The organism is Brevundimonas sp. (genome assembly GCF_046299595.1).
Lineage (GTDB): Bacteria > Pseudomonadota > Alphaproteobacteria > Caulobacterales > Caulobacteraceae > Brevundimonas.
The window spans coordinates 1,006,277-1,020,729 of record NZ_JBKBHQ010000001.1; the positions used below are offsets into that span (position 1 = coordinate 1,006,277).

The 14,453-nt window shown below is 66.7% G+C and carries 12 protein-coding genes; 7 read left to right on the plus strand and 5 right to left on the minus strand.

Annotated elements, in window-relative coordinates; translation table 11 throughout:
• Positions 1–3 precede the first annotated feature (3 nt).
• Positions 4–1,425, plus strand: a complete 1,422-nt coding sequence (locus ACK4E3_RS05035; protein ID WP_409697224.1) for a trehalose-6-phosphate synthase — start codon at positions 4–6, stop codon at positions 1,423–1,425.
• A 6-nt stretch (positions 1,426–1,431) separates the two neighbouring features.
• Here the strand turns inward: ACK4E3_RS05035 and asnB are convergent, their stop codons facing one another.
• From asnB to ACK4E3_RS05055, 4 genes are all read right to left on the minus strand, one after another.
• Positions 1,432–3,300 (minus strand): asparagine synthase (glutamine-hydrolyzing), encoded by a 1,869-nt coding sequence (gene asnB, locus ACK4E3_RS05040; RefSeq protein ID WP_409697227.1) that lies wholly within the window; start codon positions 3,298–3,300, stop codon positions 1,432–1,434.
• A gap of 1 nt (position 3,301) precedes the next feature.
• A complete protein-coding gene (locus ACK4E3_RS05045; protein ID WP_409697230.1) occupies positions 3,302–4,660 on the minus strand; it encodes a hypothetical protein in 1,359 nt (452 codons plus the stop codon).
• Between the two features lie 84 nt (positions 4,661–4,744).
• Positions 4,745–6,019 (minus strand): lipopolysaccharide biosynthesis protein, encoded by a 1,275-nt coding sequence (locus ACK4E3_RS05050; protein ID WP_409697232.1) that lies wholly within the window; start codon positions 6,017–6,019, stop codon positions 4,745–4,747.
• Positions 6,019–7,794, minus strand: a complete 1,776-nt coding sequence (locus ACK4E3_RS05055; RefSeq protein ID WP_409697235.1) for a hypothetical protein — start codon at positions 7,792–7,794, stop codon at positions 6,019–6,021. The genes ACK4E3_RS05050 and ACK4E3_RS05055 overlap by 1 nt, the downstream gene beginning before the upstream one ends.
• Positions 7,795–8,109: 315 nt before the next feature.
• Here ACK4E3_RS05055 and ACK4E3_RS05060 point away from each other — a divergent pair, with 315 nt between their 5' ends.
• Positions 8,110–9,219 (plus strand): acyltransferase family protein, encoded by a 1,110-nt coding sequence (locus tag ACK4E3_RS05060; protein WP_409697238.1) that lies wholly within the window; start codon positions 8,110–8,112, stop codon positions 9,217–9,219.
• Positions 9,220–9,243: 24 nt separating this feature from the next.
• On the opposite strand, the gene ACK4E3_RS05065 is transcribed toward ACK4E3_RS05060, so the two are convergent.
• Complete coding sequence (locus ACK4E3_RS05065) at positions 9,244–9,591, minus strand: hypothetical protein (protein ID WP_409697241.1); 348 nt, start codon at positions 9,589–9,591, stop codon at positions 9,244–9,246.
• A gap of 126 nt (positions 9,592–9,717) precedes the next feature.
• Here ACK4E3_RS05065 and ACK4E3_RS05070 point away from each other — a divergent pair, with 126 nt between their 5' ends.
• The 5 genes from ACK4E3_RS05070 (at position 9,718) to ACK4E3_RS05090 (ending at position 14,445) form a co-directional block, all read left to right on the plus strand.
• On the plus strand, positions 9,718–10,482 hold the full coding sequence (locus ACK4E3_RS05070) for an electron transfer flavoprotein subunit beta/FixA family protein (protein WP_409697244.1): 765 nt from the start codon (positions 9,718–9,720) through the stop codon (positions 10,480–10,482).
• On the plus strand, positions 10,482–11,411 hold the full coding sequence (locus tag ACK4E3_RS05075; protein WP_409697247.1) for an electron transfer flavoprotein subunit alpha/FixB family protein: 930 nt from the start codon (positions 10,482–10,484) through the stop codon (positions 11,409–11,411). Before ACK4E3_RS05070 ends, ACK4E3_RS05075 begins: the two co-directional genes overlap by 1 nt.
• 212 nt (positions 11,412–11,623) lie before the next feature.
• Complete coding sequence (locus tag ACK4E3_RS05080) at positions 11,624–12,502, plus strand: 3-hydroxybutyryl-CoA dehydrogenase (RefSeq protein ID WP_409697250.1); 879 nt, start codon at positions 11,624–11,626, stop codon at positions 12,500–12,502.
• Positions 12,499–13,092 (plus strand): phthalate transporter, encoded by a 594-nt coding sequence (locus ACK4E3_RS05085; RefSeq protein WP_409697253.1) that lies wholly within the window; start codon positions 12,499–12,501, stop codon positions 13,090–13,092. The genes ACK4E3_RS05080 and ACK4E3_RS05085 overlap by 4 nt, the downstream gene beginning before the upstream one ends.
• 117 nt (positions 13,093–13,209) lie before the next feature.
• Positions 13,210–14,445, plus strand: a complete 1,236-nt coding sequence (locus ACK4E3_RS05090; protein WP_409697256.1) for a DUF418 domain-containing protein — start codon at positions 13,210–13,212, stop codon at positions 14,443–14,445.
• Positions 14,446–14,453 lie beyond the last annotated feature (8 nt).

A 14,453-nucleotide genomic window follows, 5' to 3' on the forward strand; every position in this document is an offset into this window, starting at 1 on the left:
ATCATGAGCCGACTGATCGTCGTATCGAACCGGGTCAATGCGCCAAAGGACAGCGGTGCGGCGGCCGTGGGCGGCCTGGCCATGGCCATGGCGGCGGCGCTGCGCAAATACGACGGCCTGTGGTTCGGCTGGAGCGGCGAGACCTGCGAGAGCTATTCGGGCGATGTCAGGGTCGAGACCATCGGCGGCGTCACCGTGGGCACGCTCGATCTCGAAGCCCAGGACGTCGAGGAATATTACAACGGCTATGCCAACCGCACCTTGTGGCCGCTGTTCCACCACCGGGTCGACCTGACCGCCTATGACCGCCAGTTCGGCATGGGCTACGAGCGCGTGAACCGCCGCTTTGCCGAGGCCCTGGCCCCGCTGATCCAGCCCGGCGACATCATCTGGATACACGACTATCACATGATCCCCATGGCCCGCGACCTGCGGCGCCTCGGCATCACCAACCGCATCGGTTTCTTCCTGCACATCCCCTGGCCGGCCCGCCAGCTTCTGGTCACCCTGCCCTATCACCAGCGGCTGGTGGAGACGCTGTTCGACTATGACCTGATCGGCTTTCACACCGAGGAATGGTTCGATCTGCTGGCCGACTACGTGATCTGCGAGGCGGGCGGGGCGCGCAGCGGCAACACCCTGTCGGCGTTCGGCAAGAGCGTCGAGGGCGGCGTCTTTCCCATCGGCATCGATGTCGAGGGCTTCGAGCAGGCGCGAAACTCGCCGCTGGGCGTGCGCACCTATGACCGCATGGCCGCCTCGGCCGCCTTCCGCCAGATGCTGATCGGGGTGGACCGTCTGGACTATTCCAAGGGGCTGGAGGAGCGCCTGCACGGCTTCGAGACCTTCCTGCACCGCCACAGCGAATACCACCGCCAGGTCTTCATGCTTCAGGTCGCGCCCCTGTCGCGCGAGCAGGTGGAGAGCTATCAGCATATGCGCGAGCGGCTGGACGCTCTGGCCGGGCACATCAACGGCGAGTTCGGCGACATGGACTGGGTGCCCGTGCGCTATCTCAACAAGAACTACCGCCGAGACCAGCTGGCCGGGATGTATCGCGCGGCCCGCATCGGGCTGGTCACCCCGCTGCGCGATGGCATGAACCTGGTCGCCAAGGAGTATGTGTGCGCCCAGTCGCCGGACGATCCGGGCGTGCTGGTGCTGTCGCGCTTTGCGGGCGCGGCCGCCGAGCTGGATGGAGCCCTGATCGTCAACCCCTACAGCCGCGACGAGATGGCCGAGGCGATCCTGCGCGCGCTCGAAATGCCGCTGGCCGAGCGCATCGCGCGGCACACCAGCATGATGAAGGCGGTGCGGGCCTCTGACGTGTCGCTGTGGCGCGACCGCTTCGTGGCGGCCCTGTCCAGGCCCACGCAGGGCAACGATAACGGGCAGGAGGCGGCATCCTTCGTGCCTGCCGCCTGAGGCGGGTCAGGCCGCAGCGGCCCTGAGGCCGGAGCGGATCGCGTCCAGCTCGCGCAGCCACAGCTCCAGCGCATAGGGAGCGAACACCTCGCGGAACCACACGGCGCCCGAGCTCGCGCAGTAGCGCCCGAACTGCTCCAGATAGCCGGCACGGTCCACCAGTCCGGCCCCATAGACCCGCGCATCGGGGGCGGACATGACCTCCAGCACGTCGGACTTCAGCGCGCCCTTCAGCCAGTCGTCCTGCGGATTGACGAAGCCCTTCTTGTCCTTGCGCCACGCGATGGAGCGCGGCAGGTCATCCGCAAAGGCGCGGCGCAGGGCGTATTTGGTCCAGCCGCCCGACAGCTTGAGATCTTCGGGCATCCGCAGGCCCATCTCGATCACACGATAGTCCAGATAGGGCGAGCGCACCTCTCTGGACCACGCCATCGACATGCGATCCTCGTAGTGACACAGCCACGGCACCGAATAGCGGCTGATGTCGGCCCACTGTCGCCCCGCCAGCGTGCCGATGTGCGACAAGGGCTCCATGGTCAGGGCCTCGGCCACCATGGGGCCGAGCACCGCACGGTTCGAACCGCCCATGTAGCGCTTGGCCTCGCGCAGGTTGAACTCCGGCAGCAAGGTGCCATTGGCGATGAAGCCCGCCGCAAGCCTCGCCGCCGAGGCCAGCTGGCGCGCCTGAAGGCGGCGCTTGATCTCGAGGATGGGATATTTGCGATAGCCGCAGAAGGCCTCGTCCGCCCCCTGCCCGGTCAGCACCACCGTGATGCCAGCGTCACGCGCGCTTTCCATCAGCTTGTAGAACAGCACGCTCGAGAACGATGACAGCGGCCCGTCGCCATGGCGGATACAGCGGCGCAGCAGGCTGGCCAGTCCCTCGCCCTCGCCCGGATCGAGGCGGTATTTGCGCACATTCGCCCCGATGTGCCCGGCCATGGCGTCGATATGGGCGCTCTCGTCATCGCGGGAGCCGGGATTGACGGCCGAGAACAGCGTCACCTCGTGCCCGGCGCGCCGCGCGGCCTGAAGCGCGATGATCGAGGAATCGAGGCCGCCCGACAGGGCCACGCCCACGGGCACATCGGCATGAAGGCGCAGGCGGACGGAATCCTCGACCAGGGCGCGCAGGTTCTCGATCAGATCGTCACCGCCCGCCAAGGGCGCATCCAGCGGTGGCTGCCAGAAGCGGCGCAGGCGCACGATCCCGGCACCGGGGTCCGAGACATCGATCTCGCCGATGCTGGCGGGAGGAAAGGCGCTGATGCCCGCGATCCAGCTTCGCTCATCGGCGTTCTGAAGCGACTGGGCCAGATAGCGCGCCGCCACGGCAGTGTCGGCCTCGAGGCGCACGCCCTCCAGCCCCAGCAGGCTGTGCATCTCGGAGGCCAGATAGACCCCGCTGTCATCGGCGAACACATAGAGCGGCTTCTTGCCGAAGCGATCGCGCGAGATCAGCACGCGGCCCTCGCGCCGGTCGTGCACCACCATGGCCCACATGCCGTTGAAGTGGCGGCAGGCCTCGTCCATGCCGAGGCGCTCGATCAGCTCAAGGGCGACCTCGGTGTCCGTGCCGGAGCGCGGAGTTACCCCCCCCCAGATTCCAAATTGAGCCGCAAGCTCTTGATAGTTATAGATTTCTCCGTTGAAAACGATCCGGTAGCGGCCGGATGCGCTGTCCATCGGCTGGGCACCGTTGTCGCTCAGGTCGACGATGGCAAGGCGCTGGTGCGCCATGGCGATATGGGTGTCGCCCACCTGCTCGCTGCTGATGCCCTCGCCGTCCGGGCCGCGATGGCGCTGGCGGGCATGGGCGGCGCGGATGAAGCCCGGCACGGGGCGCCGCGTCGCCGAAAAGACGAAACCGCACATCCTAGGCTCTCCGTACCGCGCGAGACCCTGGCATCAGGCGTGACAGCATTCCGCGCCTGCGCTGTTCGGGCACATGGGGGCGCGCGCGGCCCATTGTGGTCAGGGCGATGTAGAAGGGCACGAACACGCTGATGAAGAAGCCGAAGGCGAACAGGGATTCCAGCACGGCCCCGAACAGGGCGAGACGCCCGGCCTGTTGCAGGAACGAGGCCTTGTTGATCGGCGCGAAGAAGGCGCGCCACAGCACCATCAGCCAGAGGGCAAGGCCCAGCAGGCCGAACTTTGCCACGATAGCCAGCGGCGTGAAGTGGGCATTGGTGATGTCGCCCTTGTCCTCATAGCCGATGTAGGACCAGAAGGCCGCGTCCAGCTCGTAGCGGAATCCGAAGCCGTTGCCGAAGGCGAGCTGCCAGCCGGTCAGGTGGGGCCTTAGCGAGACGTATTCGGCAAAGCGCGCCGGATCGATACGCATCAGGAATTCGAGGAAATCGCCCGAACTGGCATAGGCGGACTGCACGCGCTCAAAGGTCAGTATCAGGCGGTTCAGGATCGGGGACTCGATGCCCGCGATCATGGGCAGCAGCACGAACACCACCGGCACCAGAACAAGGGCGACGGGCAGGATCTTGAGCGTCGCACGCCGGATGCGCCCATTGGCCAGCGATGCCAGCAGCCCCATGCCGATCACGCCCACCATGACCATGCGCTTGCCCGCCAACAGGGCCAGAACGACAAAGCCGGTGTAGGCCAGCACATGCCCCTTGGCGAGCACATAGCCCGAGGCAAAGATGATCTCGGCAGGGGCCTGATAGAGAAACCGCACCCCTGCCCCAACGAGCAACAGGGCCCATGCCAGCGCCAGAACGGCGAACAGGCCGCTGAAAAACACAATACGCCGGGCATGGCGGGCAAAGGCCGCATCGATACCCGCCACGTCATCGACCCGCCTCAGCACGGTGCGGAAGATCACGATCTTGGCCAGGAACAGCCAGTAGATGGCGATGTCGTTGAAATAGGTGAAGGTGAGCTGTCCGCGCCCCAGACCGATCAGCATCGGATAGGTGGCAAACACGATCAGCAGCACGTCCTCGAAGCGCATACGCAGCAGCGGGCGGCAGTAGATCAGGAAGGTCAGCACCACCATGACATCCAGCACGCGATAGGACGTCAGCAGCAGCGGCGCGATGCCCTGGGTGCCGGTCAGTCGCAGGATGGCCAGCAGTTGCAGGGCGCAGAAGATAATCATGGTCACGGCGGCCACGGCCAGCACGCGCAGCTCGCCGCGGATGGCCCGCACATTCGGCGGTGCTCCCGCCCTGCCGGGCGCGGCCATGTCCATGTCCGTGGTGATGCTGCTCATGCCGTGATCCCAGACCCGCCCCCGCCCTGCCGGGCCGCGCGGGGCGAACGATAGTCCAGAGCCTTCCCTGATGCCACGCTCATCTCACGAACTTTCGCGGCGCAAGGTGACGATCAGCGGAGCCGCGGCGATCACGCGCCCGACCGTTATGGCTGCGGCCACCAGAGCGAACAGGGCAAAAGCCTCGGCCGCTGCGCCCCCGGACAGCACCATCACGAAATAGGCCGCCATCACGATCAGGGCCGCGCCATAGATCATGACGAAGCTCACATCGCGCCGCCGCGCATAGACCAGATAGTGGAACGGCAGCGATGCACTGATCAGGAAGGCGCCCAGCAGGATGAGCGGAAACCAGGTCAGCCCGGCCTCGTAGTCCGGCCCCAGCGCGCCGCGCACGATCAGGGGCACGGCGATGGCCGCCAGGGCGCAGAGCAGGAGCGCGCTGAGGGCATTGGCAATGGCGAAATCGCGAAGGCGCCGCAGGGCCAGGGCCTTCTCGCCCCGCAGCACCGCCTGCACCAGCTTCGGGTAATGCCAGGCTGACACTCCGGCCTCCAGCACCGACACCAGCCCCAGACCGAACGAGACATAGAGCGCATAGACACCCGCCGTGGCCAGGTCCGTGCCGCTGCTGACCAGAAAGCGGTCCAGTCCGAACAGGGCGCGAAACAGGATGGTCCCGGCAAAGAACAGGGCGCAGCCCCTGATGACCGCCCAGGTCCAGCGCGCATCGAAACCGCTGATGAAACGCCATGGCCGCCCGCGCGACAGCCAGACCATGCTGGCCGCCGTGATCGCCACAGAGAACGCGGCCAGCACCATGACGATCTCGACCAGACCGAGGCCCACGCCCGCCAGATCGGCGATCAGCAGGGCCGCGACCGGCGGCACCTGGCGGATGAACAGATAGGCGCTGGCCCACAGGGGGCGTCCCAGCGGCGCAAGAAAGCGGCCCACATCGTTGGCGAGGGCTTCGGATACCACCAGTGCGGCCACCAGCGCATAGACGATCACGCTGGCGCTGCCCTCATGCAGATAAAGTCCTGCCGCCGCCAGCGGGGCGGCCACCACGGCAGCCAGCAGCAGGAACGAGAAATGGCGCGACAGCACCTGATCGCGCCCGCCCTCCTGCGCAAGAAACAGGCGCGTCGTCTCGGCATAGACATCCATGGAGGCCATGGCCGAAGCCATCTGCACCGTGACCAGCAACAGCATGAACAGGCCGAAGGCGTCCGGCGGCAGCAGTCGCGCGACCACGATCGCCAGCAGGAACCGCGCCAGCAGCGAGCCCGCCCTAAAGCCCAGCGCCGAGCCGCGGCTCAGCACGCGCTGGAGGGCTGCGGGCACGGGCGGGGCCATCAGGTTCCGCTCTCCGAAAGGTCGATCTCGCGCAGGAAGTCCGCCAGCGTAAGCCCCGCGAACAGGTGCTGTGCCAGAGCCGCGCTGTCTGCGGCGAGCTGTTCGCGAGCCATGATCCGCGTCCCGATCTCGTCCAGGCTGCGGGCGATGGTGCCCCCGCCATCCGCAGCGCCCTTGCCGGGCAGATAGTCGGCGCTGATGGCCCGGTCGAAGTCCGAGATCAGCACGTTCAGCACCATCTTGCCAGACGCCAGCGCCTCCTTGGTCACGGACGACGTGCGCGTCACGCACAGATCGAGCCGTGCGATCAGATCGGACAGAGGCTCGCCTTGCGACAAGGTGCACAGCCCCCCGTGGCGCGCCATGACGGCGGCATAGGGCGCAGGGGTGTCGCGCGGGTGCAGGCGCAGCACTACCTCGGCCCCGATGCGCGCGGCCGTCTCGCACAGGCGCTCGAGAACCCTTGCTGACAGGTCATGCTCATAGGGCTGGGTGAAAAAGCCGATGCGCTTGATCGTCGCCTGCGCCTGCACGGGCCGCACCGCGAAGGGCGGCCCGGCATAGACCACGCGGCCCGGCGCCTCGGCCCCCACATCCGCCAGCAGTCGGGCATTGGGGGCGCTGTCGACGAAAAAGCGGTCGCTGCATGGAAACAGCGGGATGGAGCGGCCCTGCACCAGCACGGACTGGATGGTCATGGACGACAGGCCAAGGCGCCTCGGCTCACAGCCCTCGATCCAGGCGAAGGGCCCCTGCACCTCAAAGCCCGCACAGGCACGAAGGTCGGGATAGTCGCGCAGGCTGGCGCTTATCAGGGCGCGCTGAAAGGCGAACAGGCGCGTGGCGTGAAGATCGCGCTGCACGCTGTCGAGGCTGACGCGACAGGTGAACCCGGCACAGGTCATGGCTGCGCTGGCACCGGGAGCAGACCGGCGCGAGGGCAGCAGGGCCGCAGCCAGCGCCTTCAGCGTGGCCGCAAGGCTGGGGAAGGCGGCGGGCACGGCATCGCCCAGCGCATCGAGAATCCCGCGCGCGCCGCCCTGGGTGAACTGGGGCGTGATCAGGGCCGCGACGCCCTCCTGCCCACCGAAGATGCGCGCGCAATGGCGGGCGTGTTCGCGGGTGCGCACGAACACCAGGGTGCGCACGGCATCGCGCATGACGCTCCGGCGTGTGATGCGCCCTGCCATCAGCTTCAGCGCGCTGAGGCCCACCAGCGCCGTGGTGGCCGCACGCATCAGGGGCCTGCGGATGCGCAGGTTCATCATCAGATCGCCAGAGAGGGGTTCGATGCGGACCTTGCAGCCGGTAATCTGTCCTTCCAGCACGCCCGCCACAATGGCACCGATCAGATCGCGGCTGCCTGTGGCCGATTCCGAATTGGCAAAGCCGACGGCGGGCACGGGCTCATGCGAAGGTCCGGCCGAAAAGATCAGCACCTCGGCGGGCTGGTGCTCATCGATCAGCCGCGACACCGCTTCAAGCTGGGCGGCCACGGCGAGCACGCCGTAGAGATAATGCTTGTTGGCCAGGGCGCGGGCGAAGTCCTCTCCCGCCGACATTCCTGTCGAGGCCCACAAGGCGGCATACTGCGACAGGAGCGGAGCCTCGTCGCGGGGCAGGCGCGGCAGCACCTGCCATGGCCCGGTGCCGGGCGGCGCGTCGGTGTCAGGCCCGCGCCACAGGATGTCGCCCGCGCGCAGCAGGTCGGCATGGGCGCGCTTCCAGCGCCCCGAGAGATAGAGGATCAGGCGCGGACGCGCTTGCGCAGCCATGGTCTGTGTCACCCGCACCCTTCAGCGCGCCATGGGGGCGCTCCTGAGCCATAGCGACACGCCCTCGCTCACAGAAGCCCCGAAATGCCGCCCATATCGACTTTCTGGCTTCAGTAACGAACCAGCCTCCGGCAGCGCATGCACCGCTTGTGCGCGTGAAACCTGCGCGAGTGCGTCCAGCGGTGGCCACTCACCAGGCAGAGAAGAAACGCAAAGGGGTTGAACATAGGCGGCTCCCGACGCGGCGCACCTGAACACAATCGCTGGAAAAATCAACGCCTCGCGCTTAGGAAGGGCAAGCGTGAGGGGGCGAGCATGAAGCGCATCGAGTCCATCGACCATCTGCGGGGCGTCATGGCGCTGGCCGTCATGATCTATCACTTCGTGGCGTGGTCTGGCTGTTGCCTGATGGCCAACGGCGAGATGGCCGCTACCGGCACCCTGAGCCGCCTCGGCATCTATGCCGTCTCCATGTTCTATGTGATCAGCGGCGTGAGCATCGCCATCGCCTATCGAGACAAGCTGAACCGAGGCAGCGATTTCGCGGCCTTCGGGATCAAGCGGTTCTTCCGGCTGGCCCCACTGTTCTGGCTGGTGTGTGTGCTCGGGCTGGCGCTGGGCTATCTCGACCATCTGGTGCGCGGCGGGGTCTATGTGTTCCCGCTTGAGAAGGCGATCCTGTCCTTCACCCTGACCTTTGGCTTCGTGGCCCCGTCGCAGTATATCACCACGGGCGCGTGGTCGATTGGCAACGAGATCGTGTTCTACACCCTCTTTGCGGGTGCCTGCTTCCTGCTGCGCTCCATGCGTATGGCCATTACCGCCATGCTGGCCCTGACGGCGGCAACGGCGCTGATCTATGCCTATCGTGTGATCGAGCCCGGCGCCGACCTGGCCTCCCAGTGGGCGCACTACGTCAACCCGTTCAATCAGGCCGTTCTGTTCTTCGCTGGCGCCATGATCGGCTACCATGCCGAGGCCGTGCGACGGCTTCTCCCCTCGCGGCTGCTCTGGCTGGGCGTGGCCGTGGTGGCGGCGGCAGTGTTCGTGCTCTGGCCGACTGCACCGGAGCGGGTCGAGCTGGTGTCATCACACGCCCGCGTCGTCTTCACCGTGTGCTCGGTCCTGTTCGTCGGTGCCTTCGTGTTCATGCGACCGGAGGCCCCGCGCGTGCTGGCAAGGCCGCTCAACGCGCTCGGCGAGTCCTCGTATTCGATCTATCTGCTGCATCCCATCGTGGCCGCGCCGCTGGTCTATGCGCTGTCAGTGTTCGGCGTGGCCGCGTGGGTGTCCTACAGCATCGCGGCGGTCGTCACGGTCGTGGGCTCATATCTGACCTACCGCCTACTAGAGACCCCGTTCATGAACATGGGCCGCACCATCGCCAAAGGCGGCCAGCGGCCAGAGCCCCAGCCCGCACCGTAGTCAAGCTCGACAAGGGGCGAGAGCCTAGCGCCCCGTGGCCTGCTGGAGGCGCTGGCGCTGTTCGTCAGCGTCGCGGCGCTTCGCTTCTTCAAGAGCCTGCTGGCGGGCGACATACTCACGCTCCTGGCGCACCAGCTCCTGATTTTGCCGACGCGAGGCCTCCTCGCGGCTCTCGTCGGGCGCGCGGTTCTCGATGTTGGGCACGTACACCGGACGGGCGCAGACGCGGCTTTCCTCGTCGTACCAGCCGCCCTCGCGCACGCAGCGCTCGGCGGGCTCCATCACGAGATGGTCGTAGAGCCGCACCCCGCCCAGAGCCAGGGCGAACAGCACCAGGAACAACAGGCTGAGGCGTTTCATGCTGCGGTCCATCCGGGCCGCTCCTTTCTGGGTCAAGCTCACGCTGCGTTACGTTGACACGGTGGCCTTCACGCTCCATGTGCAGGCGCTATCCTCTAAGGGTTTTTCCATCAGCTTCAACGTCAGGCAGATTCGATCATGAAGGTTCTGGTCCCGGTCAAGCGGGTGATCGATTACAACGTCAAGGCCCGGGTGAAGGCCGATCAGTCAGGTGTCGACCTGGCCAATGTCAAGATGAGCATGAACCCCTTCGACGAGATCGCCGTCGAGGAAGCCGTGCGCCTGAAAGAGGGCAAGGAGCATCACGCCGCGGGCACCGCGTCCGAGATCGTCGCCCTGTCCATCGGCCCGTCCCAGGCGCAAGAGACGCTGCGCACCGCGCTCGCCATGGGTGCGGACCGCGCCATCCTGATCGAGACCGGCGATGATCTGGAGCCGCTGGCCGTGGCCAAGCTGATGGCCGCCGTGGTCAAAGAGGAAAACCCCGATCTGGTGCTGATGGGCAAGCAGTCCATCGACGGCGACAACAATGCCGTGGGCCAGATGCTGGCCGCCCTGCTCGACTGGCCCCAGGCGACCTTCGCCTCCCGGCTGGAGGTCAAGGATGGCGAGGCCCATGTCACGCGCGAGATCGACGGCGGGCTGCAGACCCTGGCGGTGAAACTGCCCGCCGTGGTGACGACGGACCTGCGCCTCAACACCCCGCGCTATGCCTCGCTACCCAACATCATGAAGGCCAAGAAGAAGCCCATCGACGTGAAAGCCCCCGGTGACTACGGCACCGACACGGGCGCGCGCCTCAAGGTGCTCAAGGTCACCGAACCGCCCAAGCGCCAGGCTGGCATCAAGGTGGCCGACGCCGCCGAACTGATTTCCAAGCTCAAGACCGCAGGAGTGCTGTAATGGCCATTCTCGTCATTGCCGACCACGACAACGCCCACCTGCGCGACACCACCCACAAGACCGTCACCGCGGCGGGCAAGCTGGGCGCAGACATCGACATTCTGGTGGCGGGCAAGGATGCGCGCGCCGTGGCCGATCAGGCCGCCAGGATCAAGGGCGTGCGCAAGGTGCTGCTGGCCCAGTCGGACGCCCTTGGCCAGATGGTGGCCGAGGCGCTGGAAGCCACCATCATGAAGCTGGCCGACGGCTATGAGGCAATCCTCTCGCCAGCCACCTCGGCGGGCAAGAACTTCGCTCCGCGCATCGCCGCCAAGCTGGATGTGGCGCCGATCTCGGACATCATCGAGGTCGTGTCCGCCGACACCTTCGTGCGCCCCATCTATGCAGGCAATGCGCTGGAGACCGTGCAGACGTCCGATGCGCGAAAAGTGATCACCGTGCGTCCCACCGCCTTTGACGCCGCCCCCGAGGGAGGCTCGGCCAGCATCGAGGACGCGGCGGCGGGCGAGGCTGCGGCCACGCGCTTCGTTTCCGAGGAAATGGTCGCCTCCGACCGGCCCGAGCTGGGCGCGGCCAAGGTGGTGGTCTCGGGCGGACGCGCGCTCGGCTCGGCCGAGGAGTTCGCCGCCGTCATGGAGCCGCTGGCGGACAGGCTGGGCGCTGCCGTGGGGGCCAGCCGCGCGGCGGTCGATGCGGGCTATGCGCCCAACGACTATCAGGTCGGCCAGACCGGCAAGGTGGTCGCGCCCGAGCTCTACATCGCCATCGGCATCTCGGGCGCCATCCAGCATCTGGCAGGCATGAAGGACTCCAAGGTGATCGTGGCGATCAACAAGGACGCCGATGCGCCGATCTTCCAGGTGGCGGACTATGGCCTCGTGGCCGACTACAAGACCGCCGTGCCTGAACTGATGAAGGCGCTGGGCTGAAGGCACGCGGCCTTCGTCAACGCCGGGATGCGGGCATCGACATGAAGGGCGGGGAGCGATCCCCGCCCTTTTGTCTAGCGGTTCGATCAGGTCTTTTGGCCGCAGGCGATCTGGCCTAAGACTGAGGCCGAGCGGGCCAGCCCGCCGCAAGGACCGGCGTGCGCGCGTGCCCCCTTGCGCCCATCCGCATGACGCAGGCCCCAAGAGCAGGAATGAGCACCCTTCGCACCATCGGCATCATCGGCACCGGACAGATGGGCGTGGGCATCGCCCATGTCTGCGCCGTCAGCGGCTATGAGGTGCGCCTGTTCGACATCGACGAAAGGCGCCTCCAGGCGGCGCTGGAGGCCCTCGACCAGAGCCTGGAGCGCAAGGTCGCCCGCGAGAAGCTGTCGCCCGGAGAGGCGAAGGCCGCGCGCGCGCGCGTCAGTACCGGCGACTCTCTGGAAACCATCGGCAAGAGCGATCTGATCATCGAGGCGGCCACCGAGGACGAGGGCGTCAAGAAGGCCATCTTCGAGGGCCTGACGCCGCACCTGAGCGATTCCACCCTGCTGGCCAGCAACACCTCCTCGATCTCGATCACGCGGCTGGCCTCGGTGACGGACCGGCCCGAGCGCTTCATCGGCCTGCACTTCATGAACCCGGCGCCGGTGATGCGCCTGGTCGAGGTGATCCGCGGCATCGCCACATCGGCCGAAACCTACGAAACCATCAAGGCCTTCGCCCACTCGCTGGACAAGACCACCACCGACGCCGAGGACTTTCCCGCCTTCATCGTCAACCGCGTGCTGGTGCCGATGATCAACGAGGCCATCTTCACCCTCTATGAGGGCGTCGGTTCGGTCGAGAGCATCGACACGGCCATGAAGCTGGGGGCCAATCATCCCATGGGCCCGCTGGAGCTGGCCGATTTCATGGGGCTGGATGTGGTGCTGGCGATCATGAACGTGCTCTATGAGGGGCTGGCGGACTCCAAGTACCGCCCCTGCCCGCTGCTGGTGAAATATGTCGAGGCCGGCTGGCTGGGCCGCAAGAGCGGGCGCGGCTTCTATGACTATCGCGGCGAGAAACCGGTGCCGACACGATGAGAGCCTATCTGCAGGAGGACGACGCGGTCAGCCGCATTCCCGGCCAGAGCCGCGTGATGCTGAAGGACGGCGCGCCCGTCTGGCTGCTGCTGGCCTGGGCGGTGGGCATGGCCTGGCCGCCGCTGTGGGCCACCATGCTGACCGCACCGCCCACCGTGATCGAGCCCAGCGCGCACACGGACTGGCGCATTCTGGCGGTGCTGCTCTCGGCCCTCGGTATTGCCCTGGCCATCGCCCTGATCCTGCGCGAGCTGAAGCGCACCAGTCGGCCCTCCACGCGCCTCGGCATCATCTGGCGCTTTCTGATGTACGGCGCGGTCATCGCCGCTGCGTCCCAGACCCTGCTCATGGTGGCCATCGGCGTCGAGAGCCTGCTGACGTCCGCGCCCCTGCAACAGAAGCTGGGCGGGCTGGAGACCATCGTGCTGATCTACGGCGTGGCCGGGCTGCCGTTCGCCATGCTGGTGGGCATCAGCCATGCCCTGTGGGCGGGACTTTTCGTGGCCCTGATCGCCTTTCGCAAGCGGCCCGAGCGCCTCTCTACTCGCTATGGCGTGGGCGAAGAGGCCGCACCTGTCGCCGGCGACTGACGCCCCGCCGCAAAGGCCGCTTCCCGGCACCGGAAGGCGTGCGTTACCCAAAAGTCATTTGCCCTTGTACGCGCGCGCGATCACTGTGCGCCGATCTCGGCTGGGGAGGGCTGAACCATGGCTGCCATCGAACAGGATTCCATCGCTGCACCGCAGGCGCAGCTCGGGCCGGTCAGGCCCCTTGACCGCATCTTCACGCTCGATCTGGTGCGCGGTCTTGCCGTTCTGGGCATTCTGGCGGTCAATGCCATCACCTTTGCCCAGCCCCTGCCCGTGATCATGAACCCGTCATTGCAGACGGGCTTCGAGGGCGAGGCCGTCAGTGCCTGGCAGGTGATGCACGTCTTCTTCCAGGACAAGATGCGCACCCTGTTCTCGATGCTGTTCGGGGCCTCCATCTTCCTGATCGGCGGGGAGCGGTCCGACAAGGCGCGCGGCAAGCTGCTGCGGCGCAGGCTGTTCTGGCTGGCCCTGTTCGGCCTGCTGCACGGTCTGGCCTTCTGGTTCGGCGACATCCTGCTGCTTTACGCCTGGACGGGCCTTTTCGTGATGCTGGCGCGCTCTTGGCGGGCGCGGACCCTGATCATCACGGGCGTGGTGCTGAACGTGATCTGCTCGGCGCTCTATGTGGGCCTGATGATGTCGCTCAGCTTTGCGCCTCCCGGCACCATGGATCAGGTCATGGCCGACATGGGCTATAACGCCAGCCCCGAGCAGATCGCCGGGATGATCGCAGCCATGCAGGGCGATGCGCTCAGCGTCACGGGCCAGGTGGTCATGAACTGGCTGCAGAGCGTGCCCTTCATGCTGATCTTCATGATGCCGGCCACGGCAGCCCTGATGATGATCGGCATGGGCCTTTACAAGACCGGCTTCTTCTCGGGCCGCGCGCCCGTGGCGGTCTATGGCGCACTGATCGTGCTGGGCGCAGGCGCGCTCTATCTGATCTGGCGCGAGAGCGAGGCGATCATCGCCAGCGGCTTCGACTTCATGACCCTGATGCCGCGCCCGGCTATCACCTTCCTCGCCCCGCTGGCCTCTCTGGCCTATGCCTCGGCCCTGATCCTGCTGGTGAAGTTCGGCCTGCGCTTCATCCTGACCCCGCTGGCCAGCGTGGGCCGCATGGCCTTCACCAACTATCTGAGCCAGACCCTGATCATGACCACCATCTTCTATGGCGGGCGCGGGCTGGGGCTGTTCGGTCAGGTCGCCTGGCCCGAGCTGTGGCTCTATGTGATCGGCATCTGGATCGTGCAGCTGATCTGGTCGCCCCTGTGGCTGTCGCGCTTTTCCATGGGGCCGCTGGAGTGGCTGTGGCGCAGGCTGACCTACGGGCGCGCGCTCAAGGCCTGATCCGGCGC